23 protein-coding genes and 1 tRNA gene are annotated in these 23,488 nt (G+C 63.0%); 17 read left to right on the top strand and 7 right to left on the bottom strand.

Annotation, left to right across the window (positions count from 1 at the left end):
- Positions 1-23: 23 nt before the first annotated feature.
- Together VGO12_RS11845 and VGO12_RS11840 are read right to left on the bottom strand one after the other, a co-directional pair.
- Complete coding sequence (locus VGO12_RS11845) at positions 24-2,384, bottom strand: bifunctional diguanylate cyclase/phosphodiesterase (RefSeq protein ID WP_327512943.1); 2,361 nt, start codon at positions 2,382-2,384, stop codon at positions 24-26.
- 129 nt (positions 2,385-2,513) lie between these two features.
- On the bottom strand, positions 2,514-3,728 hold the full coding sequence (locus VGO12_RS11840; protein ID WP_327512942.1) for an ROK family transcriptional regulator: 1,215 nt from the start codon (positions 3,726-3,728) through the stop codon (positions 2,514-2,516).
- 347 nt (positions 3,729-4,075) lie between these two features.
- Between VGO12_RS11840 and xylF the strand changes: the two genes are divergently transcribed.
- From xylF to VGO12_RS11815, 5 genes are all read left to right on the top strand, one after another.
- Positions 4,076-5,113 (top strand): D-xylose ABC transporter substrate-binding protein, encoded by a 1,038-nt coding sequence (xylF, locus tag VGO12_RS11835; protein ID WP_327512941.1) that lies wholly within the window; start codon positions 4,076-4,078, stop codon positions 5,111-5,113.
- A gap of 228 nt (positions 5,114-5,341) precedes the next feature.
- Positions 5,342-6,679: a sugar ABC transporter permease gene (locus VGO12_RS11830; RefSeq protein WP_327512940.1), complete on the top strand. Its 1,338-nt coding sequence runs from the start codon at positions 5,342-5,344 to the stop codon at positions 6,677-6,679.
- Between the two features lie 12 nt (positions 6,680-6,691).
- Positions 6,692-7,477 (top strand): ATP-binding cassette domain-containing protein, encoded by a 786-nt coding sequence (locus VGO12_RS11825; protein ID WP_065773423.1) that lies wholly within the window; start codon positions 6,692-6,694, stop codon positions 7,475-7,477.
- A 216-nt stretch (positions 7,478-7,693) separates the two neighbouring features.
- Positions 7,694-7,770, top strand: a tRNA-Arg gene (locus tag VGO12_RS11820).
- A gap of 188 nt (positions 7,771-7,958) precedes the next feature.
- Complete coding sequence (locus tag VGO12_RS11815) at positions 7,959-8,603, top strand: hypothetical protein (protein WP_327512939.1); 645 nt, start codon at positions 7,959-7,961, stop codon at positions 8,601-8,603.
- Between the two features lie 25 nt (positions 8,604-8,628).
- Here VGO12_RS11815 and VGO12_RS11810 read toward each other — a convergent pair whose 3' ends face one another.
- The 5 genes from VGO12_RS11810 to VGO12_RS11790 all read right to left on the bottom strand — a co-directional run bounded on the left by VGO12_RS11810 (position 8,629) and on the right by VGO12_RS11790 (position 11,765).
- On the bottom strand, positions 8,629-9,168 hold the full coding sequence (locus tag VGO12_RS11810) for an OmpA family protein (protein ID WP_327512938.1): 540 nt from the start codon (positions 9,166-9,168) through the stop codon (positions 8,629-8,631).
- Positions 9,169-9,181: 13 nt separating this feature from the next.
- Positions 9,182-9,883, bottom strand: coding sequence for a L,D-transpeptidase (locus tag VGO12_RS11805; RefSeq protein ID WP_327512937.1), 702 nt, complete (start codon positions 9,881-9,883; stop codon positions 9,182-9,184).
- A gap of 303 nt (positions 9,884-10,186) precedes the next feature.
- Positions 10,187-10,522, bottom strand: coding sequence for a hypothetical protein (locus VGO12_RS11800; RefSeq protein WP_414650709.1), 336 nt, complete (start codon positions 10,520-10,522; stop codon positions 10,187-10,189).
- A gap of 142 nt (positions 10,523-10,664) precedes the next feature.
- A complete protein-coding gene (locus tag VGO12_RS11795; RefSeq protein WP_327512936.1) occupies positions 10,665-11,135 on the bottom strand; it encodes an aminoacyl-tRNA deacylase in 471 nt (156 codons plus the stop codon).
- Positions 11,136-11,219: 84 nt separating this feature from the next.
- Entirely contained in the window at positions 11,220-11,765 is a 546-nt protein-coding gene (locus VGO12_RS11790) for a dTDP-4-dehydrorhamnose 3,5-epimerase family protein (RefSeq protein ID WP_327512935.1), read from the bottom strand.
- Between the two features lie 189 nt (positions 11,766-11,954).
- Between VGO12_RS11790 and VGO12_RS11785 the strand changes: the two genes are divergently transcribed.
- From VGO12_RS11785 to VGO12_RS11730, 12 genes are all read left to right on the top strand, one after another.
- Positions 11,955-12,707, top strand: coding sequence for a cephalosporin hydroxylase family protein (locus tag VGO12_RS11785; RefSeq protein ID WP_327512934.1), 753 nt, complete (start codon positions 11,955-11,957; stop codon positions 12,705-12,707).
- A 75-nt stretch (positions 12,708-12,782) separates the two neighbouring features.
- Positions 12,783-13,499, top strand: coding sequence for a WbqC family protein (locus VGO12_RS11780; RefSeq protein WP_327512933.1), 717 nt, complete (start codon positions 12,783-12,785; stop codon positions 13,497-13,499).
- 13 nt (positions 13,500-13,512) lie between these two features.
- A complete protein-coding gene (locus tag VGO12_RS11775) occupies positions 13,513-14,388 on the top strand; it encodes an NAD(P)-dependent oxidoreductase (RefSeq protein WP_327512932.1) in 876 nt (291 codons plus the stop codon).
- Positions 14,385-15,383 (top strand): ATP-grasp domain-containing protein, encoded by a 999-nt coding sequence (locus VGO12_RS11770; RefSeq protein ID WP_327512931.1) that lies wholly within the window; start codon positions 14,385-14,387, stop codon positions 15,381-15,383. The genes VGO12_RS11775 and VGO12_RS11770 overlap by 4 nt, the downstream gene beginning before the upstream one ends.
- Positions 15,380-16,090 carry a metallophosphoesterase family protein gene (locus VGO12_RS11765; RefSeq protein WP_327512930.1) on the top strand — a complete coding sequence of 237 codons (711 nt, stop codon included), beginning with the start codon at positions 15,380-15,382 and terminating at the stop codon, positions 16,088-16,090. Before VGO12_RS11770 ends, VGO12_RS11765 begins: the two co-directional genes overlap by 4 nt.
- A 138-nt stretch (positions 16,091-16,228) precedes the next feature.
- Positions 16,229-17,086: a phytanoyl-CoA dioxygenase family protein gene (locus tag VGO12_RS11760; protein ID WP_327512929.1), complete on the top strand. Its 858-nt coding sequence runs from the start codon at positions 16,229-16,231 to the stop codon at positions 17,084-17,086.
- Complete coding sequence (locus VGO12_RS11755; protein WP_327512928.1) at positions 17,083-18,234, top strand: class I SAM-dependent methyltransferase; 1,152 nt, start codon at positions 17,083-17,085, stop codon at positions 18,232-18,234. The genes VGO12_RS11760 and VGO12_RS11755 overlap by 4 nt, the downstream gene beginning before the upstream one ends.
- A gap of 37 nt (positions 18,235-18,271) precedes the next feature.
- Positions 18,272-19,381 (top strand): DegT/DnrJ/EryC1/StrS family aminotransferase, encoded by a 1,110-nt coding sequence (locus VGO12_RS11750; RefSeq protein WP_327512927.1) that lies wholly within the window; start codon positions 18,272-18,274, stop codon positions 19,379-19,381.
- 97 nt (positions 19,382-19,478) lie between these two features.
- Entirely contained in the window at positions 19,479-20,246 is a 768-nt protein-coding gene (rfbF, locus tag VGO12_RS11745) for a glucose-1-phosphate cytidylyltransferase (protein ID WP_327512926.1), read from the top strand.
- The gene (gene rfbG, locus VGO12_RS11740) at positions 20,243-21,310 is read left to right on the top strand and encodes a CDP-glucose 4,6-dehydratase (protein WP_327512925.1); all 1,068 of its coding nucleotides are present in this window, start codon (positions 20,243-20,245) and stop codon (positions 21,308-21,310) included. Before rfbF ends, rfbG begins: the two co-directional genes overlap by 4 nt.
- 8 nt (positions 21,311-21,318) lie before the next feature.
- Positions 21,319-22,551, top strand: a complete 1,233-nt coding sequence (locus VGO12_RS11735) for a class I SAM-dependent methyltransferase (RefSeq protein ID WP_327512924.1) — start codon at positions 21,319-21,321, stop codon at positions 22,549-22,551.
- A 171-nt stretch (positions 22,552-22,722) separates the two neighbouring features.
- Complete coding sequence (locus VGO12_RS11730; protein WP_327512923.1) at positions 22,723-23,460, top strand: hypothetical protein; 738 nt, start codon at positions 22,723-22,725, stop codon at positions 23,458-23,460.
- Positions 23,461-23,488: the final 28 nt, after the last annotated feature.

The following is a 23,488-nucleotide window of genomic DNA, read 5'->3' as shown; positions in this document are numbered from 1 at the left end:
AGTACAGTCGCGGTGAGCGGGCGTCAGGCGTCGGCCCGCATCGGCATGGTATAGTCCGAAGAACCGTCCTGCCCCATGCTCGGTGCAGCCCCCGGACGCCCCGGCAGGAAACCCTGGATCTGCTGGCAACCTTCCTCGGCCAGGATCTGCCGTTGCCGCTCGGTTTCGACGCCTTCGGTCACAACCGCGAGCCTGAGGCTGTGGCCGAGCGCGATGATCGCCCGCACGATCGCCTGGGCCGAGGGGTCCTTTTCGAGCGCTGCGGTGAAGCTGCAATCGATCTTCAACTTGTCGAAGGGGAAGGTCTGCAGGTTGCTCAGCGACGAATGCCCTGTGCCGAAATCATCCATGACGATCCGGACGCCGAGGATGCGCAGCCGAACCAGTGTCGCCAGCACATCCTCGCGATTGTGCATCAACGCCTTTTCGGTGATCTCGAGCTCAAGCCGCCATGGATCGAGACCGGTCCGGCGCAAGATGCCCGCGACCTGGTCGAAGAGGTTCGGCAACAGGAACTGCACCGGCGAGATGTTGACCGAGATCGGCAACGGCTCATTCCATTTCGCCGCCTCCGTGCACGCCTGTTCCAGCACCCACTCCCCGATCTGGATGATCGAACCGCTTTCCTCGGCAATCGGAATGAAGACATCGGGACCGATGAGCCCGCGCTGCGGATGGCTCCAGCGCAGCAGCGCCTCGTAGCCGATCACCCTGTCGCTTTGCACCTCGACCAACGGCTGATATTCGAGGAAGAACTGGCGGCGCACCACCGCATGGCGCAGGTCGTTTTCGATCTGCCGTCGCGTTCGCACCGCCTCGTCCATCTCGCGATCGAAAAAGCAGGCAATGCCCTTGCCGCTCTGTTTGGCCCGATAGAGCGCGGTGTCGGCATTGTTGCGCAACTGATCTGCCAATTGCCCGTCGGCAGGAAAGACCGCAGCACCGATGCTGACGCCGACAGCCGTCGGATCGCGGTTGGTATCCATCTCCGCTGCAAACAGAGCCAGAATGCGATCGGTCAGCTGGCGCGCCGCCTCCGGCTGCTTGCCGCCCACCTGAACGATCGCGAACTCGTCGCCGCCAAGCCTGGCGATCGTGTCCTGCTCGCCGGCCGCCTCGCGCAGGATGTCGGCGACCTTGCGCAGAATCCGGTCCCCCTCGCCATGCCCGAAGATGTCGTTGACCGCCTTGAAGCGATCGAGGTCGAGGCAGAGGATCGCCAGCTCTTCGTCCCGGGCAACGGCCGCCGACAGCGTCTGGCCGAGCCGACGGTCAAAGAAGGCGCGGTTCGGCAGATCGGTCAGCGCATCGTGATGGGCCAGATGCTCGATCGTCCGTTCGGCTTCCTTGCGGGCGCGCAGGTCCCGCACGAAGATCACCTCGCACTCCCGGCCACGATATTCGATCGTCCGGCACATGAATTCGACCGGGATCGTCTTGCCCTCGGCATTCAGGAGTTCGATCTCGCCGGGGCCGTCGCCGCGCCTGTGCCCTTCAAGTCCTTCGTCCCCGAAGACGAAGATCTCTCCCGGACCTCGTCCGGAAAGCTCCCACAGCTTGCGTCCGGTCAGATCGCAGAACCGCTCGTTGGCCTCGACGATCAGGCCGTCGAACACGATCGCCATGCCTTCGAGCGAAGCATTCGCAAGCCCGCGCAGGTCCGTCAGGTGCCGGTCCAGGAACACGGCGGCGAAGGCCAGCACGATCAGCACCGTGGAGGCGACGATCACTCCGCCGGCAAGCCAGGAGGTATGTATGGTTCCCTCGACCGCGACCTCGGCCTCCGGCACCAGCGTGATGCCGCTCATCGAGGTGAAGTGCAGCGCGCAGATCGCCAGCACCAGGAGCAGCGTCGAAACCACGAGACGCCGGACATGGCGCAGGACCTGGAAGGCGTGAAGTGCAGCGCCGGCAAGCAGCGTCCCCGCGAGCACTGCCGAAACGGTCATCGGGGGATCGTAGGAAATGTGCCCGCGGATCTCGATCGCCTGCATGCCGGTGAAATGCATCGCCGCGACACCGGCGCCGAGCAGAAATCCACCTGAGGTCATCGACAGTCGCGAGCGACCGGAAAGCCCGATGGCAAAGGCCAGCCACGAGGCGGCGATCGCGACGACCACCGAAAGCGCCGTGCCCCAAGCGCCATAGGCAACCGGGACACCACCGTCATAGGCCAGCATCGCGATGAAATGCGTCGACCAGACGCCGACGCCGCAGGCAAAGCCGCTGGCAGCGATCCAAAGGCCGCGTTGGCCGCCTTCGCTGCGCTGGGCGCGCAAGAGCAGGAGCATCGTTGCGACGCTGCCTGCGAGGCAGACGACCGCGGCGGCCAAAATGAGGCGCCAGTCATGATCGTCGCGTATGCATGCAATCACTGAAAACATTAAGTGTCTCCCGCGTCACCGCCACATTGACAAGGAGTCGCTAAATAACTGTAAATTGCATCGTTGATGTTGTTCGCCTTCGGCACAACCCCAAAAATGGTTGCACCTGAAAGCGGCCTCAACCGTGCATCACGCAGCACCCGACGTGGCGATGTCGCCGTCTATTGCGCCGAGGGCGCGCTCCAGATGCCCCTCGAAGACGAGCCGCTGCTCGTCGGTGACGACCGAAATCTCCGGCGCGCCCTGAAGTCGAACCTGCATGGACTGCGCCAGTCCCTCGTCGAGCCCCGACCGCATCAGATCGAAATAGCGGATGCCCGGGCCGGTGACATGAACCGGCATGCGCTCGTAGAGGCTGAGCATGCGCGAAATGCCGTTGCCAAGCGCGATGCCCGCCTGGCGAAACGCATAGCCCGCCATGCGATGGCCCTGGCGGGCGCTCGCGGCAATCTTGTCGAGTTCGGCGACGGGAACGAACTTGGCGGGGATCGTGTCCGGCGGCACCTCGAACGCCGCCCTGAGGATGCCGTAGAAGCCTGCCGCCGCCTCGATGCAGCCATAGGCGCCGCACCGGCAAAGGCCCGCCGAAGGCGCATGCAGCATGTGGCCGAAATTCGGAGCGCTGACATCCAGTTCGCCGCTCTGGCCCCTGCGCGCCACGCCGAGACCGATGCTGTGTCCGAGCGAGATGGCCGCAAGCGCCCTGAAGCCGCTCTCGGGCTCGCGCACCGCCTGAGCGGCAAGCGCCTGCGCCACCAGCAGCGTCTCGTTGCTGAGCATGACCCTGGCCCGCCACTGCGGCTCAAGCAGGGCGGCAAAGTCCAACTCCTCGCCGCCGAACACAGGCGACCACAAAAGGCGCGCCGTTTCGCCGTCGACAAGGCCCTTGCTGCTGATGGAGACGGCAAGCACCCGATCGCGCTCAAGCCGCGAACGCTGCAGCAGGCGGTCGAGCGCCCCGACGAAGGTGCTGGCAAAAGCGGCCGTACCGCGCTCGTCGTGGTTTCGCGCCTCGTCGAAGCGGTCGAGCAGCGTGCCGCCATAATCGGTCAGCGAATATTGCACCACGTCGGACGAGATCCTGACGACGACGACGAAGCCATAGTCCCGGCGCGGCGTGAAGAGCACCCGCGGGCGCCCTCGCCCGCCCTGGACATGCTGTTCCGCCTTGGCAAGCACGCCCGATTTTTCCAGATCGGCCGTGATCGCCGAAACCGTGGCCGAGGCAAGGCCGGTCTCGGCCGAGATTTCCGTATGGGAGAGATTGCCGGCACGCCTGAGCGCGGCCAGGACCAGCGCGCTGTTTTGCTGACGCACGAGCTCAGTGCTGGACTTGGTCAGCATGAGACGTCCCTGTCAGTGGCGGATCCTTCGAACACATGCCCCTCCCAAAGCATCTGTTGAGCGGCAAGACAAGGCACGCACGGCCTTGTCGACAGCCTTGTGGCACCGATTTTCTCGACGGTCGAGAAACCACGGACGCGACCGCCCGCAAAGCCCTTTGTTGATGCCGCAACCACCGCGTTCACGCCGTGTTGACAGCCTCAAAAATCCATGACATTCATTTTCTCGACTGTCGAGAAAATAATTCCGCACGATGTAGCGGCACGATCTACGACAGCATCGCAAGGCTGGCCAAGGATGGTGCGGGAGGTTCGCACGCTCGGCCGGCTGTCACTCGGGAGGATGAAATGAAATCCGTTTTGAAGCTGATGGCAGGCGTTGCCGTCATCGTTTCCCTGCATTCCGTTGCCCAGGCGAAAGACCTGGTCGTTGGCGTTTCCTGGTCGAACTTCCAGGAAGAGCGCTGGAAAACCGACGAAGCCGCCATCAAGGCAGCGCTCGAAGCTTCCGGCGACAAGTACATCTCCGCTGACGCCCAGTCGTCCGCCGCCAAGCAGCTGACCGACATCGAATCGCTGATCGCCCAGGGCGCAAACGCACTGATCGTGCTTGCCCAGGACAGCGACGCCATCGGCCCGGCCATCGAAAAGGCCGCCGCCGAAGGCATCCCGGTCGTCGGCTACGACCGCCTGATCGAAAACCCGGCCGCCTTCTACATCACCTTCGACAACAAGGAAGTGGGCCGCATGCAGGCTCGCGAAGTGTTCAAGGTGAAGCCGGAAGGCAACTACGTCTTCATCAAGGGCTCGTCTTCCGACCCGAACGCCGACTTCCTCTTCTCCGGACAGATGGAAGTGCTGAAGGAAGCCGTCGACGCCGGCAAGATCAAGAATGTCGGCGAAGCCTACACCGATGGCTGGAAGCCTGAAAACGCCCAGAAGAACATGGAGCAGTTCCTGACCGCCAACGACAACAAGGTCGATGCGGTCGTCGCCTCCAACGACGGCACCGCCGGCGGCGCAATCGCTGCCCTCGATGCACAGGGTCTCGCCGGCTCCGTTCCGGTTTCCGGCCAGGATGCCGACAAGGCGGCCCTGAACCGCGTGGCACTCGGCACGCAGACCGTTTCGGTCTGGAAGGACAGCCGGGAACTCGGCAAGCGTGCGGCTGAAATCGCAGCCGAGCTCGCAAGCGGCAAGAAGATGGAAGAAATCGCCGGCGTCACCGCCTTCAACGGCGGCCCGAAGGGTGTCTCCATGCAGTCGGTCTTCCTTGCACCGCTGCCGATCACCAAGGACAACCTGAACGTCGTCATCGACGCCGGCTGGATCTCCAAGGCTGAAGCGTGCCAGGGCGTCAAGGGCGACGTTGCGGCTTGCAAGTAAGCCGCACGGCCAAGACCAAGCGCTGAGCTGAAACAAGCGCCGCAACGCACCCCGTTGCGGCGCTTGCACAAGGTGGTGACGCGGCGGACAATGCCGCATGCGTGACCGCCGCAGCTCGAGGGAAACGCTCGGTTTCTGCCGTCGCACCGGACTTGTCGCGTCGATCCCGGCTCTTGGTGCCACCTGACGCGACGACATCAACAACATAAGTGGGGGGAAGGCACGTCCATGGCCGACATCACACAAGGCAAGACCCAGGGCAAGACCCAGGGCACACAGGCAAACCGTGCCCGTGTCGCCGACGAAAACCCGGTGAAGCGGTTCTTCCGCGCAACCGAAATCGACACCCGGCTGCTCGGCATGGTCGGCGCGCTCGTCATCATCTGGGTCGGCTTTCAGATCATGACCGGCGGCCTGTTCCTGACGCCGCGCAACCTTTGGAACCTGACGGTCCAGACATCCTCCGTTGCCGTGATGGCGACCGGCATGGTGCTGATCATCGTTACCCGCAACATCGACCTGTCGGTCGGCTCCGTGCTCGGCTTCTGCGGCATGGTCATGGGCGTCATGCAGGTGAAATTCCTGCCGCAGTTCCTCGGCCTCGAACATCCGGCCATCTGGATCATCACGCTCGCCTGCGGCATCGCCGTCGGCGCCGCCATCGGCGCGCTCCAGGGCTCGATCATCGCCTTTCTCAACGTGCCTGCCTTCATCGTCACGCTCGGCGGCCTGCTCGTCTGGCGCGGCGCCACCTGGTTCGTCACGAGCGGCCAGACGGTTGCGCCAATGAATGCCACCTTCCGCCTGATGGGCGGCGGCACCGAAGGTTCGATCGGCGCGACAGCCAGCTGGATCGTCGGCATCCTCGCCTGCGTCGCCATCGTCGGCGCCATCCTGAACTCGCGCAAGCAGCGCAAGCGCTTCGGCTTCCCGCTGCGGCCGGTCTGGGCGGAGTACTTCCTGTCGATCCTCGGCTGCGTGCTTGTCCTGGGCGCGATCGCCGTTGCCAACCACTATTACTGGCCGACCAACATCGCCCGCAAATACGCCGACGCCAACGGCATTGCCTGGCCGGACGGAGGCCTGCAGATTTCGCACGGCATCGCCATTCCGGTGCTGATTGCGATCGCCGTCGGCATCGTCATGACCTTCATCGCCACGCGGCTTCGGTTCGGCCGCTACGTCTTTGCGCTCGGCGGCAACCCCGAGGCGGCCGAGCTCGCCGGCATCAAGACCCGTTGGGTCACCGTCAAGATCTTCACGCTGATGGGCATCCTCTGCGCCATCGCCGCGGCGATCTCGACCGCCCGCCTCAATGCCGCGACCAACGCCCAGGGCGAGCTTGACGAACTCTACACGATCGCGGCAGCCGTCATCGGCGGCACCTCGCTTGCCGGCGGCGTCGGCACGATCGCCGGCGCCATGATCGGCGCACTTGTCATGCAATCCCTTCAGTCGGGCATGGTGCTCTTGGGTATCGACAGCCCGTTCCAGCGCATTGTCGTCGGCGTGGTCCTCGTCGTCGCCGTCTGGCTCGACACCATCTACCGCGCCCGCGCCAAGTAAGGAGTACGATCCATGAAAGACCAACGCACTCCACTTGTGGAAATGAAGAACATTTCCATCTCCTTCGGCGGCATCCACGCCGTCGACAACGCCTCCGTCGACCTCTACCCCGGTGAGGTCGTGGCGCTGCTCGGCCACAACGGCGCCGGCAAGTCGACGCTGATCAAGATCCTTTCGGGCGCCTACAAGCGCGATGCCGGCGAGATCCTGATCAACGGCGAGGCCGCCGACATCAACAACCCGCGCGACGCCAAGAAATACGGCATCGAGACGATCTACCAGACGCTCGCCGTCGCCGACAACGTCGACGCCGCCGCCAACCTCTATCTCGGCCGCGAGCTCAGGACCCCCTGGGGCACGCTCGACGACGTGGCGATGGAGGCCAAAGCCCGCGAAGTCATGGGGCGCCTCAACCCCAACTTCCAGCGCTTCAAGGAGCCGGTGAAAGCGCTCTCGGGCGGCCAGCGACAATCGGTGGCGATTGCCCGCGCGATCCTGTTCGACGCCCGCATCCTGATCATGGACGAGCCGACGGCAGCCCTCGGACCGCAGGAGACCGCCCAGGTCGGCGATCTCATCAAGCAGCTGAAGCGCGAAGGCATCGGCATCTTCCTGATCAGCCACGACATCCACGACGTTTTCGATCTCGCCGACCGCGTGTCGGTGATGAAGAACGGCCAGGTCGTCGGCCAGGCCCGCACCGAGGACGTCACCAAGGACGAAGTGCTCGGCATGATCATCATGGGCAAGGTGCCGCCCAAGGCCATCCCCGGCCCCGGCGCCATGCAGATGGCCTGAACCAACTGAACGAATGGCCCGGCCCCCGCCGGGCCATTTGCTTTCAGCGACCCCGGTCGCCGCGCCTTGCAACTGTCCGGGTGCCCTGGCCGGCCATGAATTTGTGAGCCGCCCACAAATTCCCCTGCGAACTCCGTCATTTCACCATTGAAGCGACGCGCAAGCTAAGCTATGACCGCTTCACAGCCCGCTTCGGCGGCCTCGCTGCAAACGGATGCACCCGTAGCTCAGCTGGATAGAGTGTTGGATTCCGATTCCAAAGGTCACAGGTTCGAATCCTGTCGGGTGCGCCATTTTCCAGATCAATCTCCACCCAGACGGGACTGCATAAACTGCGATCCGTAACTCCGTGCGCCATTCGCGCGGCGCGTAAAGAAGACGATCTTTGAAATTGCCTTCACTCAGCTTAGCCATGAACGCTTTGTTATGGTATTGATGGAACACATCAATCCCGTCACCAGGGTGTTACGGGATGGTATTCATGCGGCTCACGTCCAACTCCGACAAGATCGCCTACCGGGCACTGCTTGTGTCGGTCTTCTCAATCGCATTGGCCGTGTACACCTATTGGGACCAGACACGCGACCGACATAAGCTGGGCGTGCTCGTCACTCATCTAGAGATGCATCAAGATGAAGGTCCCAAGCTGATCGCAGGCGTTAATTTTATCAATTCCGGAAATAGCCCCGCCCTAGTGCACAGGATCGTCGCCTACTACGACGCGAGTTCTTCCGCTGAAAACTGTGAAATCCCTGCGGGAAACAAGTGGCTCGGCGGTCCCTGGCTCAGCCGATTGAAGGAAGCAGAGGCGTTTTCGGCCGCCCCCTTTAGCGTTGGTGGGAACGCAATCGAACCTGCCATATTTTCCTTCGAGCCGGTTGCCGTCCCAGACATAACGATCGAAAACGCCTATACACAGTTTAGGCTCTGCCTACACATTTCCAGCTCGAACGCAGACGGCCAAAACGCAGAAATCGCAATTTATTTGGGTCAGGTCAGAGTCACCAATATTGCGGCGACCCTGCGACCTTCAGCCGGGTGGAAAGATCAACTGCATACGATCTTCGACAACAGTGTTCTGCGGACCGTGCAGAGATTCCTCTCGACCTTTTTCAGCAAGGCATAGACGCTTCGGAATACCGCAACGCCCCTCAACTCTCGTCATCGCGTTCCGTCCTGAGGTTCGTCACCACGCGGCGGTTCTGGACCTTGCAGGAGCGCTCGGTGCAGTCGCGCACTTCGCGGTCGTTGCCGTAGCCCTTGGCCCAGAGGCGGTTGGGGTCCACGCCCTTGGAGACCAAATAGGCCATCACCGCGTCGGCGCGCTTCTGTGACAGTGCCTCCATCTTGGACGCCGAGCCGCTGTCATCGGAGAAGCCCTGCAGTTTCACCAGCCAGCGCGGATTGCTGTTGAGCCAGGTCGCCTGCTTGTCGAGCGTCGCCTTGGCGACGCTGTCGAGAGCCGAGGAATCCTGGGTGAAGTAGGTGCGGCGGCCGACATTGAGGATGAAATCCTCTTCGGTGCCGACAGAAACGGTTTCAAAGCCCGGCGCCGGATCGTCGGTCTTTCCGGTCATCGGTGCGGCGGCCGGCTCTTCCACGGCGGCCATCTCGGTGGTGTTGCAGGCAGCAAGCGTCATCAGCATGGCGGCCGCAAGAAGCGACTTCGTCAATCCGGTCACGATAGGCATCAGGTGATATTCCTCATTCGACCGGAGTGGCGACAGGGGTGGCGGCCGAAGTTGCGACCGGCGTTGCCTGGCTGACCTCGGGGGCCTTGTCGGCAATGTGCGGCAGAACCTGCACGGCGGTGCCGATCGGGCAGCGCTGGTAGAGATCGATCGCATCCTCGTTGAACATGCGGATGCAGCCGCTGGAGGCATCCTTGCCGATGCTGCCGGGCTCCAGCGTGCCGTGGAAGCGGTAGCCGGTATCGACGCCGTCGCGCAGCAGATACATGGCGCGGGGGCCAAGCGGGTTTTTCGGCGAGCCGCCCTCGACGAACTCAGGCAGCTCCGGGTGACGCTCGCGCATTTCCGGCGGCGGCGTCCAGCGCGGCCAGAGCGACTTGCGGTCGATCGTGGCGCGGCCGTACCACTTGAAGCCTTCCTTGCCGACACCGACGCCGTAGCGGATGGCGGTCTTGTTTTCCATGATCAGGTAGAGAAAGTGGTGCCTGGTATCGACGACGACGGTGCCGATCGGCTCGCTGCTGAAATACTTGACGACCTGGCGCCGCCATTTCGGGTCGATATTGGCGAAATTGGTGCTGCGATAGGTCACGCCGTTATCGGTGGCCGGACCGCCAAAATAGGATGTCGCCTTGGCGAAGACCGGGCTCTGAACCGCGGCGGCGCCAACAAGCGCCAGACCACCAAGCATAATTTCCCTGCGGGTGAACTCCATCGGCAATATCCCCCGAAAGCCAAGCAGCGGGGTGCAGTAAATCAGATTTTTGGATTGCCACAACAGAAAAGTCTAAAGCAGCAGTTCTTTCGTCGACCGCAGGAAAAGTAGGCTTCTTTCGTAGACTTCGGTTTTCAGAACGACTTTGCCTTAGTCGCGACACCGGCAAGCACAGGTTACAACCGTCACGCCGCCCGGCCATCCGGCGGCATTTTGCGGTGTCCCGACAATAGTTTGGCTATTCTCTTCGCGCGACCCTCAGGCACCGGATCGGGGATCGCACCCGCATGACGGGCCGGCCAGCTACTTGATATCGCGCGCCTGGCCTGATGCTCTCAGCTCAGCGAGCGTCTTTCCAAGGCAGCTTCCGCCGGCGTCGGATCCGACTGCCTTGGCTTCGCCATGCAACGTGATCGTTCCGGCGAAATTGTCCGAGGCGATGTAGGTCGCGGTCCCGTCCGACGCGACTTTCGCCAGATAGAATGCATGCTGGGTGCCCTTGTATTCGCAGGCGACAGCAAACGGAAACTGATCGAAGATGGTGCCTTCGGCGTGCGCGGCAGACCCGAAAGCCTGCGCGCCGGCCACGACCAGCACCGCTGCCAAGCATGTGGATATGTTCGTCGAGCTCATGCGCATCGTCGATCCCCAAACCTGATTGACCCAAGGTTGCGATGGTGCTGCCAAGCCCGCGTTTTGACAAGTCCGCCCGGCGAGATCGCGAAAACAGTGCTCGCTTCGGTTGGCAATCATTTCCCGGCTGAAGCGGTATCGGCTCTGATCACGCCGGGTGGCTGAAGCGAGCGACCCGCGCATCCTTCATCAGGTTGCGGAAATTCGCGCCGCTCATATGCACCAGCGTCCGGTGGTCGCCGCCTTCGAAATAGACGTCGTTCACCTCGCCGAGGCTTTCGTCGAGCAGCACCGGCACGTCATAGGCGGTTCCGACGGGCGGCACCGCGCCGATATCGCAGTCGGCAAAGAGCGTTGAGACTTCTTCCTCGGAGGCGAGACCCAGGCGGCGGTCCATCACGTCCTGCAGGGTGGAAAGCTCGACCCGATGGGTGCTGGGCACCACCGCGAGCACGTAGCCCATCTCGTGGTGGACGACGACGGACTTGGCAAGCCGGCTGCCGGGCACATGCGCCGCCCGCGCCGTCTGGCTGGTGGTGGCCGTGCGGTGATGGTCAACGGTGTCGTAGGCGACCCCCGCACCGTCGATGTAGTCCTGAAGTTTTCTAGCGATCGTCATCGTCGACACCCCTTCTGTCGTGGTGGCGCGGAGATCTCATTCTCCTCCCATCCTCCGTGAAGTCAACGACGCAGGGGAAGACCGTCAGCCCGCGGCGGTCAGAACCGGCAGGGCCTGGTCGCGCTCGGACATCTGCGCGATCGGCAGCGGCCAGGCAATGGCGAGCCCCGGATCGAGCGGGTTGAGCCCGCCTTCGGCATCGGGCGCATAGGGCTTGTCGTGCAGGTAGATCAGTTCGCAATCGTCTTCAAGCGTCTGGAACCCGTGCGCGAAACCGCCGGGGATCATCATCGAGCGGCCGTTGTGAGCGCTCAAGACCTCGCCGTGCCAGTGCAGATAGGTCGGGGACCCGGGCCTCAAGTCGACAGCCACGTCGAAGACGGCGCCCGAAAGGCACGAGACGAACTTCGCCTCGTCGTGCGGCGGGCGCTGGAAATGCAGGCCGCGGATCGTGCCTGCGGCTTGCGTCAGCGTATGGTTGATCTGGGCGATCGTGCCACCTGTCCCAAAGTCGGCCAGCGCATCGCGGCAGAAGAAGCGCGAGAAAAATCCGCGGTCGTCGCCCCTGCGTTGACGTTCGACAACCGTGAGACCCGCTATAGGTGTAGAAATCAGTTCGAATCGCGACATGCAACCTTCCGCCAGGGCCCAGATCTACCCGTCTTTTCGCCCTTAAGAAACCGGCCTTGACCGTATTTGCAATTGCCGACATGAAAGCGTTCACAGGAAAACGTTACGAATCGCTGAAACGCCATTGATCGCGATTCGCGACCAGAGGCGCATCCGTAGATTGCATTCACTAAAGGGTGTCAGGCAGCAATGACAGTAGTTGACGATCGTCTCGCATTCGAAGCCCACAAGACGGAGATGGCCCTTGCGCTTGGCAAGGACAGGGACGCCTTCCAGCAGTCGCTCGACACCCTGGTCACGCTCGACAAGTACGACTACTCCTACCTCTGGTCCTTCATGGGCGTGCCGATCATCCAGATGCCCGCTGACGTCATGGCGACCCAGGAAGTCATCTGGAACACCAAGCCTGACATCATCATCGAGACGGGCGTTGCCCGCGGCGGCTCGGTGATCTTCATGGCGGCGATGCTGCAGCTCATCGGCAAGGGCAAGGTCATCGGCGTCGACATCGACATCCGCGCCCACAACCGCGATTCGATCGAAAAACACCCGATGTCGTCGCGCATCACGCTGATCGAAGGTCCTTCGACGACGGCGGAAACGCTCGCCAAGGTCAAGGCCGAGATCCCCGAGGGCGCCTCGGTCATGGTGGTGCTCGACAGCGACCACAGCCGCGACCACGTGCTCGACGAATTGCGCACCTACGGCCCGCTGGTGACCGAGGGGCAATACATGGTTGTCGCCGATACGCTGCTCGGCTTCGGCGACGACACGCAGACGCCGACTAAGCGCTCCAAGATCTGGCATGCCGGCGACGAGCCCTATGCAGCGCTCAAGGCTTACATGGAAGAGGAGACGCGCTTCGAGATTGACGAGGCGCTGAACGGCAAGCTCGTCCTCTCCAGCTCGCCGCGCGGCTACCTGCGCTGCGTGCGGAAGTAGGCCCGGGCGCAAGGACCTTTGGCACCCATTTCCAGCACGCGACACGTGACAACACCGACCCCAGGCGACGACCCGATGGCTCGCAACATTGTCATCTCGCAATCCATGTACTTTCCATGGGTTGGCATGCTGGAGCAGATCAAGCTCGCGGATGTGTTCGTCCACTACGACGATGTTCAGTTTTCCCGCGGCAGCTTTACAAACCGCGTGCAGATCAAGACTGACAACGGCATCCGCTGGCTGACCCTTCCGCTGAAGGACTTCCACCTGGGGCAACGGATCGACGAAGTGCTGATCGACGATCGGGCCGACTGGAAAAGCCGTCATCGCGATATCCTGCGCCAGGCCTACGGCAAGGCGCCGTACGTCAAGGACATGCTCGCCCTGGTCGACGACGTGTTCGCCAGGGACACCGCGACGGTCGCCGATGTCGCCCGCAATTCCATGCTGGCGCTCGCCGCCTATTTCGGCCTGAACCGGCCGATCTTCGTCTCGTCGGACCGCCTGGTGATCGGCGGCGCGAGCAGCGAGCGGGTCTACGACATCACTGCGCATCTCGAAGGCACGGTTTACATCACCGGCCATGGCGCGCGGAACTATCTCGATCACGATCTCTTCGGGCAGAACGGAATAGCGGTCCGCTACATGAACTATGAGCGCACGCCCTATCCGCAGCTGCACGGCGCGTTCACCCCTTACGTGACCGCTTTGGACCTCGTCGCCAATTGCGGCGCCGAAGGCGCAAAGCTCGTGCATTCCGGAACGGTCGACTGGAGGGAGTTCACCGCGTGAAAGCCTGGTCCGCATGAAGAAAGCCGCCGTCATCGGCCCGCGCTCGATGCTGGGACACGCGCTCGTCGAGCGTCTTCGGCGCCTCGGCGTCGAGACGGTCAGCGTCGGCAGGGCGCAGACCGATGACATCGTCTTCGACCTCGTGGAGGGCGCGCCGATCGTGCCCGATGGCCTGACCGTGGACGCACTCTTCCATGTTGCCGCCAGCTTCGGTGACGATGGCCCTTCGGGCATCCGGCAGAATTTCGCGGCCAACACCATGGGCGCACTTCACGTGGCCGAGCTCGCTCAGCGGCTGCGGGCGAGGACCCTCATCCATGCCGGATCGCTATCCTCGGACGCGACACTCGATGAAGCACCGCTGACCTCCTATGGAATGTCCAAGCAGCTGGCAGAAAAAATCCTCGAGTGGAGCGCGCAGAAACACGGCTTTGGCTTTTGCAGCCTCCGCTTCTCGCAGCTCTATGACGTTGAAGGGCGCTGCTGCGCCCATCAACCCTGGTTCGGCCGCATCATCGCCTATGCCTCGCGCGGCATGGACCTGCGCATGCCGACCTCACACGGCGTGCGCAACTTCCTGCACGTCCAGGACGCGGCAGACTTGATGATACGGGCCGCCGAAACCGGTGCCTTGGGCGTGCTGGACGCCGTGCATACCGAGGCCATGACCTCGGATGCTATCGCTGCCCTCGCCTACGAGACATTCGGGCGCGGCGGCCAGGTGGTGATCGCGACGGAAAAGGCGCCGTTTCGAAAGGTCAATTTCCCGGACGGAGCAACCACGCTCGCGCATCTGGGCATGCAGCCTCTCATCACGATGAGGGACGGGATTGCCATGATCAAGACAATGGGGACGGCCGATGCATTCGGCCCGATGGACGTCAAATGACTGAAGACGACACGAAGCAATCGACGCAGCAGGTGACGGTCGTGGTGACGGCGGTTGGCGCAATCATTGGCCAGGGCATCGTGGCGTCGCTGCGCAAGTCAAAAACGCCGGTCAGGATCATCGGCGTCGACCGTGACGCCAATGGCATCGGCCGCTACTTCTGCGACCACTTTGTCACAAAGCCTGCCTGCGACGAGAGTTCGCGAGACTACCTCGACTTCTGGCTCGCGCTGATAGAGCGAGAGAATGTCGCGCTGGTGCTGCCCGGCCTCGAGCTGGACGTGACCTTCTTCCACGAGAACCGAGCGAAATTTGCACAGACCGAGGCGCGCATTGCCCTGAACACGCCGTCGCTGATCGACGTCGGGCAGGACAAATGGGACATGGGCGAGGCACTTCTCGACGCAGGCTTTCCCGCCATCCCGAGCACGCTCAGCCGCTCGCTTGACGCCTGCACGCGCGAACTCGGTCCCCTGCCCCTGTTGCTCAAACCGCGCCGCGGCAACGGTTCGCGCGGTATTGCGCTTTTGCGCGATGTCGCCGACTTCGACTACTGGACGAAGAAGAGCGACGATGACTTCGTCATCCAGAAATATGTCGGCAGCAACGACCAGGAATACACCGTTGGAGCCTTCGGCTTCGGCGATGGCACCACGCTTTCGCCCATCGTCTTCAAGCGCAAGCTGTCGGTTGCCGGCAATACCCAGTACGCAGAGGTGGTCGACGCACCTGTCGTGGTCGAGGCCGTGCAACGCCTCGCGCGACACTTCAAGCCGCTCGGACCGACGAACTATCAGTTCCGGTTGGACGGTACGACAGCCTATCTGCTGGAGATCAACCCGCGTTTCTCGAGCAGCACGTCGCTGCGCGCAGCCTTCGGCTACAACGAGGCGGAAATGGCGCTCGACTACTACCTCTACGGCAAAAGGCCGGAAGAACCCGACATCAGACCCGGACGGGCCTGGCGCTACGCCGAGGATCTGGTCGTCCAATGATCGCGGTCATTTCCGACATCCACGGCAATCTCCCCGCGCTTGAGGCCGTGCTTGCCCGCATCGATGCACTCGGCTGCAGCACGATCCTGTCGCTCGGCGACGTCGTCGGTTACTACGCCCAACCGGGCGACTGCATCGACCGCCTGAAGGCCCGCGGCATCGTCAACATCATGGGCAATCACGACCATTATATTGTGAGCGGCGAAGGCTGCCCGCGCTCGAAGATGGTCAACGACATCATCGAATATCAGCGGGGCATCATCTCGGCGGAACAGCACGCCTGGCTTGCCGGGTCGCGATCCCGCCTGGTCGACGGATCGACCTTTTTTGTCCATGGGAGCTGGCAGGATCCAGTCGACGAGTATCTCTACCAGGTCTCGGAAGTGCATTTCCCTGAAGGCGCCGCGCGGCTTTTTGCCGGCCATACCCATGTGCAGGTGCGTCTCGACATCGGTGGCAAGACGTTCTGCAATCCCGGCTCGGTCGGGCAGCCACGCGACGGTGATCCGCGCGCAGCCTTCGCGCTCATGTCGCCGGCGGGCGACATCGAACTGCATCGCGTCGAATACGACATCGATCGGACGGCGTTCCACATGCGTGAGGCGGGTTTCCCTGCCCGCTACTATGAGAACCTCTATGCCGGCGCGCAGATCGGCGGCCGGATCGACAGGATCGTTGTCGCCGACGCCGCCATTCCCAAGGGATAGCCACAGCCTGGGGAAAGCTTCGCCCATTAGATTTTCATCCTGGACCTGACCGCGCGCACCGAGCCTGATGCGCGCCGGCATTTTGTTACCGACGACCGTCTCACGGCAGGAATTCCTGAAGGAGGAAACAGGCGTATCATGAACAACGGCACCATCATTTCCGAGAGCGCGCGCCAGGAATTCGAAACCAAGGGCTACCATGTGGTCCCCGGCTTCTACGACGTTCAGGCACAGATCGCACCAATCCAGGAAGGCATCCGCCAGATCCTCGAATTGCTCTGCAAGAAGTACGGCGTCGAAGCGCCGACCGGAACCGCGCATGAAGCCATGACCATTGCCTATCGCAAGCTGATCGCCGTCAACCGCTCCTGGGGTGGCGAGGTCTATGATGCGGTCAAGCAGATCCCGGCCTTCATGCGGCTTGTCAGTGCCGCCGCCAACGACGAGGTCTTCAAGGCGCTTCGCCCGGGCAGTGCGCCCGGCATCGCCGCCGGCGGCTACGGCATCCGCATCGACAATCCGGGTGAAGAAAAGTTCCGTTCGCAATGGCACCAGGAGTTTCCGGCGCAGCTGCGCAGCGCCGATGGCGTCGTCTTCTGGACGCCGCTGCTGCCTGTCTTGGCCGACATGGGTCCTGTCCAGATTGCCGAGGGCTCCCACGCCGAGGGCTTCGTTCCGGTCTATGAGGACGGAGCGGACCTTGGCAAGACCGGCGCCTATTCGCTGTATCTGCACAAGGGCGAGGAACGCCTGGCGCGCTACAAGCATGTCGCCCCGCTCAGCAATCCCGGCGACCTGATCCTGATGGACTTCCTGACGCTGCACCAGTCCGGCCACAACGTGTCGCAGACGCCGCGCTGGAGCATCCAGTTCCGCTACTTCAACTACGCCGATCCGGTCGGTATCCGCATCGGCTGGAAGGGTTCGTTCGCCGCCGGCGTCAACTTCGCCGAAGTGCTGCCGGAACTGGTCGCTCCTGAGGGAGAACTTGCATGACCGCATGCCGAGTTTGTGGCAGCCACATCGGCGCCCCGTCCTACGAAGCGCCGGCGCCGGCCCTGACCTCGGGCACGACACTGCTCGACGTGCCGACCCGCGTGTTCGTGTGCGGCGACTGCGGACATTCGCAAAGCGACGAAATTCCGGATATTCAGGCCTTCTATGACACGGAGTACCGGATATCGCTGAGCAGCGACAACCACGACCAGATCTTCGCGGTCGCAGCTGACGGCACGATCATCTACCGGACCGACCATCAGGCCGCCCTGTCGCTGCGACTGCTGGATCTGCCGGAAGGTGCCTCGATCCTCGACTTCGGCGCGGCCAAGGCGGACACCTTGCGCAAGATGGTTCTTGCCCGGGGCGACCTGCGCCCTTCCGTCTTCGAGGTGAGTTCGGACTATGCCCCCGCCTGGCAGGGCTGGGTGCCGGAAGCGGCGCAAGCGACCTACGCGGTGCCGGAGGCCTGGAAGGGAACGTTCGATGCGGTGATGAGCCATTTCGTCATCGAGCACGTGGCCGATCCGGTCGGCTTTCTGCGCGACGTGCACGCACTGCTTCGCGCTGGCGGCAGCGTCCTGTTTTCGATGCCGGACGTCGCTGGAAATCCGGGTGACATGGCGGTCGCCGATCACCTCAATCACTTCAGCGAAGCCTCGCTTGCGCATGCCCTTGCAAGCGCCGGGTTCGAATTGACGACGATCGACAAGACCTCGTTCCCCGGCGCCTTCTTCGTTGTGGCAAGGCGCGCCGATACGGCCGTTGAAACCGCCCGCACCTCAAAATCGGCCGACGAAGCCGCGACCGAGGCACGCGAGATCTGCGCCTTCTGGGAGCGCGCATCCGAAGCGCTTGAGGGCGGAGTTGAACGCTACGCCCGGCGCAAAGTCGCGATCTATGGCGCCGGATTCTACGGAAGCTGGATCTACTGCCGGATCGGTCAGGACGTCGATGTCGTGGCCTTCCTCGATCGCAACGAAAACCTGCGCGGCACCACCCATTTCGGCATTCCGGTCCTCCCCCCGGAGGACCTGCCCGAGGGAGCCGAAGCGCTGTTCATCGGCCTCAATCCGCTGAAGGCCCGCGACGCGATCGCCGCCCAGCCCTGGCTGCAGCGAACTGGGCTCGACCACGTCTGGCTTTGACGAAGCACCATCCTCGCCTCAATCGATTGGCTACCGCATGAAACCGCGCATTCTCTACACCAAGCCCTCGATCACCGACCGCGAGGTGGCCTATGCAACGGACGCGGCGGCCAACGGCTGGGGCGAGCGCTGCTACGACTACATCAATCGGTTCGAAGCCGCGTTTGCGACCCATCTCGGCGCCGCGCACGCGATCTCGACGTCGAGCTGCACTGGCGCACTGCATATGGGCCTTGCCGCACTCGGCGTCGGCCCCGGCGACGAAGTGATCCTTGCCGACACCAACTGGACGGCGTCTGCCGCCCCGATCGTTCATCTCGGGGCAAAGCCTGTCTTCGTCGACGTGCTTTCAGACAGCTGGTGCATCGATCCGGAAAGGGCCGAAGCGGCAATCACGCCACGAACCAAGGCGATCATCGCCGTCCATATCTACGGCAACCTTTGCGACATGGACCGGCTGCTGGACATCGGCGCGCGACACGGCATTCCGGTTGTCGAGGATGCGGCCGAAGCGCTCGGATCGGAATGGCGTGGACGCAAGGCAGGCTCGCTCGGCGCTTTCGGCGCCTTCTCCTTCCATGGCACCAAGACGGTGACGACAGGCGAAGGCGGCATGTTCGTGACCAGTGACGCCAAGCTCCACGAAAAGGTGCTGACGCTCTCCAATCACGGCCGCGCCCGCGGGCAGAAAAAGCAGTTCTGGCCGGACGAAATCGGCTTCAAGTACAAGATGTCGAACCTGCAGGCGGCCGTTGGTCTCGCCCAGATCGAGCGGGTCGGCGAACTGGTCGAACGCAAGCGCGCCATCTTCTACGCCTACCGGGACCTCCTTGCCGGCGTGAACGCGGTTGCGATGAACCCGGAGCCGGAAGGAACGCAGAACGGCTTCTGGATGCCCACCGTCGTCTTCGCGCCGGAAACCGGCGTAACCCGGGAAAAACTCCAGGACGCATTTGCTGCCGAAAACATTGACGCGCGCGTGTTCTTCTGGCCGTTGAGTTCGCTGCCGCCATTTGAAGGCGTGCCGGCCAACACCACGGCCTACGACCTTCCCGGCCGGGCGATCAATCTGCCGAGCTATCACGACATGACGGCCGAGGAGATCGGCCGCGTTGTCGACGTCCTGCGTGGCTGCCTCGCCGCCTGAAGGCCCCAGCACGGAGACCACCTCCGCGCAAGGTCACCAGGATATTAGGACTTTGAAATGCGCCGGGTATGGGTCGGCGCAAATACGGGGCGGTCGCATGAAAATCGTCATTCTCGCGGGTGGTTACGGCACGCGCATCTCGGAGGAGAGCCATCTCCGGCCAAAGCCGATGATCGAAATCGGCGGGCGGCCGATCCTGTGGCACATCATGAAGATCTACAGCCACTATGGCTTTTCGGATTTCGTGATCTGCCTCGGCTACCGGGGCTACATGATCAAGGAATACTTTGCCAACTACGTGCTGCACTCTTCCGACGTCACCTATTGCATGGCGACGGGCGAAACCCTGTTTCACTCGAACAAGGCCGAGCCGTGGCGCGTGACGCTGGTCGACACCGGAACCGACAGCATGACCGGTGGGCGCCTGAAGCGTGTCGCCGACCATCTCGGCGATACGTTCTGCCTGACCTACGGCGACGGCGTCGCCGACATCGATATCAAGGCGCTGACCGACTTCCACCGCCACCATGGCCGCCAGGCGACCGTTACCAGCGTCATCCCGCCGGGCCGCTACGGTGCGCTTGCCGTCAGCGACGGGCGGGTGCGCAGCTTCATCGAGAAGCCGGCCGGCGACAACGGCCACATCAACGGCGGCTTCTTCGTTCTCAACCGATCGGTGCTCGATCGGATCGAGGGTGACCACACACCGTTCGAGGCGGAGCCCTTGGAGGGATTGGCGGCGGAAGGCCAGTTGATGGCCTTCGAGCATGGCGGTTTCTGGCGGCCGATGGACACGCTGCGCGACAAGAACCAGCTTGAAGACCTCTGGCAAAGTGGTACCGCCCCCTGGAAAGTCTGGGCATGACCCGACGTGCGACCCCGTCCTTCTGGGCCGGCAAGCGGGTTTTCTTGACCGGCCACACCGGTTTCAAGGGCAGCTGGGCACAGCTCTGGCTGCGCCAGATGGGCGCGAGCGTGACGGGATATGCGCTGCCGCCCGCGGCCGAGCCGTCCCTCCATGGCCTGCTCGGACCCGGGCACAACGCCGGCGACCACCTTGGCGACATCAGGGACGGGGACGCTCTGGCCGCGGCGATCCGTGACTGTGAGCCGGAGATCTTTCTCCACATGGCGGCCCAGCCGCTGGTGCGCGAAAGCTATCGCAGGCCGGCCGACACCTTCGACGTCAACGTCATGGGAACCGTGCGCCTGCTGGACGCTGCCCGTGCGTGCGCGGCGCTGAAGACCGTCGTCGTCGTGACCACCGACAAGGTCTATCGCAATGACGAAAGCGGTCGGCATTTTCCTGAGGACGCGGTGCTCGGCGGCCACGACCCCTATTCCGGCTCGAAGGCCGCTTGCGAACTGGTGGTGTCGACCTGGCGGGATTCCTTCCTGCGCGAACGCGGCGTCCGGCTGGCGACCGCTCGCGGCGGCAACGTGCTCGGCGGCGGCGATTTCTCGGTCGACCGACTGGTGCCCGATATCGTCCGTGCCGCGCAATCGGGCTCGACCCTCGATATCCGCAGCCCGATGGCGACCCGGCCGTGGCAGCACGTGCTTGACTGCCTCAACGGCTATCTCGTTTTTGCCGAAGCGCTTCACGCCGGCGAAACCGATGTCGGCGCCTTGAACTTCGGCCCCTCCCCGAGTGAGCCCCAGATCCCGGTGCGCGACGTGGCCGCCGCGATCCAGACGGCGATGGGACTGCCCGCCGAATGGCGCGACACCTCGTCCGAGGATCAACCGCGCGAGATGAAGACGCTGGGCCTCGACCCGGCGCTCGCGGGACGCACCCTCTCCTGGGCCGCACGCCTCTCGCAGCACGAGGCGATCGACTGGACCGCCCGCTGGTACGACGGCTGGCGCCGGGGTGGCGACGCCCGTGACCTGACACTCAGCCAAATCGATGCATTCATGAGAGGCTAACGACTTCGATGTCCCACAATTGCCGTTTCTGCTCGACCCCGCTTTCGACCGTCGTTGCCGACCTGGGCTCGACCCCGTGGTCAAACTCGTTCCTTGAGCCGACGCAGGAAGCCATCGCCCGCGAACGTTCGTTTCCATTGAAGGCGATGGTCTGCTCGGAGTGCCTGCTGGTGCAGACGACAGAGACCGTGCCGGCCGACGAGATCTTCACCGACGGATACGCCTACCTGTCCTCTTTCTCGTCGAGCTGGCTTGCGCACGCCCGCCGCTACGCCGAGACGATGTCGGAACGCTTTGGGCTCGATGAAAACGCGCAAGTCGTGGAGGTCGCCTCGAATGACGGTTACCTGCTGCAGTACTTCGTCGAGAAAGGCATTCCGGTGCTGGGTGTCGAGCCCGCCGCCAATGCGGCGCGCCTTGCCGAAGAGCGCAAGGTCCCGACGGAAGTTGCCTTCTTCGGCCGCAAGACCGCCACGGACCTCGTCGAGCGCGGCATCCGCGCCGATCTGACGGCCGCCAACAACGTGCTTGCCCACGTGCCCGACATCGCCGATTTCGTGGAAGGTTTTGCCATTCTCCTGAAGCCCGATGGCGTGGCGACGTTCGAGTTCCCGCATCTCCTGCGCCTGATGGAAGAAGTGCAGTTCGACACGATCTACCACGAGCACTATTCCTATCTGTCGCTGGCCGCCGTCGAACGCATCTTCGAAAGCTCCGGGCTCAAGGTCTTCGACGTCGAGGAACTGCCCACGCATGGCGGTTCGCTGCGCGTCTTCGCCCAGCTCAGATCCGGCACCCGCGCGACCACGCTTGAACTCGACAGGATCCGAGCAACCGAAGCGCTCGCGGGGCTGATGCGGATGGAGACCTACCAGGCCTTCGACGACCGCATCGCCGCGGTCTGCAAAAGCTTCCAGGACTTCCTGGCCAACGCAAAGGCCGAAGGAAAGACGGTCGCAGCCTATGGCGCCGCCGCAAAGGGCAACACCTTCCTCAACGTCTGTGGCCTGTCGCCGAGCGAGATCGCCTTTGCAGTCGACCGGAACGACCTCAAGCAAGGCAAGCTTCTTCCCGGCACCCATATTCCGGTGCACGCGCCGACCCTCATCGAAGATGCAAGGCCGGACTATCTGGTCATCCTGCCGTGGAACCTCAAGGCCGAGATCGTCGCCGATAATTCCGCGATCCGCGACTGGGGCGGCCGCTTCGTCGTCGCCATTCCCGAGCTCAAAGTCTTCTGATTTTCAATGTCATAAACTGTGGACGCCCAGCCCGGTTTTCTCGGTTGGGCATCAAAAATCGACCATTTTTGTCATCTTCGGCCACTTTGCCGTAAATTCGGCACGATTGAAGGGAGATTGAAGCACGCGTGGGTCTTGACGGTTGAAAAAAGCACACCTTAAGGAGGTGCTATGTCCACTATTGACCTATGCATTGTCGCGACGCGGCGCCCGGATCTGTTTGCCCAGACGCTCGAGAGCTTCGCGGAGAAGATTTTCCATAAACTCGACCTGCGCGGCGCCTATCTCAATCTCGACCCCGTGTTCGGGACGGAGGACGACCATCGCGCCTGCGTGGAAATCTTCCGCAAACATTTCCCCGATGGCACGATTTTCCAGCCGGAAAGCCCCGGCTTCTGCGCAGCAGTCGCAAGACTGTGGTCCGCATCGAGCGCCGACTACATATTCCATCTCGAGGATGACTGGACGTCGCTGAAGAACATGGGCCGCGAGCTGCTTGCGCCATTTTCCGACGACAGGATCGCGCAGGTGTCGTTCCACACGGCGGACCAGAACTGGAACATCCGTCGCAAGGGCCACTTCCACCGGCGCAACGAATACACCCATCTGTTCGGGATCAAGATCCCGCTGTTTCGCACCTTCCCGAAGTTCACCACCTCACCGTCCCTCCTCAGGGGAGACTTTGCGCGGCATTGCGCCGGGCTGATGGACCTTTCACGCGATCCGGAGAAGCAGTTCTACTCGGGCGTCAACCCGGCAATGGAAGCCTATGTCGCCAACCGCCGAAACTACATCTTCTCACCCGAGGCAAGTCCCGTGATCAAGGATATGGGGCGGGAGTGGCGCGAGCAGCGCCGCATCGAGAAGGTCATCACCAATTCCACCTCGGTCTGGCGCGCAAGCGCCTGACCGGGAGACACGCGGCAAGGCGCGACTG

It is taken from the genome of Ensifer sp. (genome assembly GCF_035999135.1).
In the GTDB taxonomy this organism is placed as follows: domain Bacteria; phylum Pseudomonadota; class Alphaproteobacteria; order Rhizobiales; family Rhizobiaceae; genus Ensifer.
The sequence above is the reverse complement of the archived record's forward strand: the minus strand, read 5'-3'. Positions and strand labels throughout refer to the sequence as shown.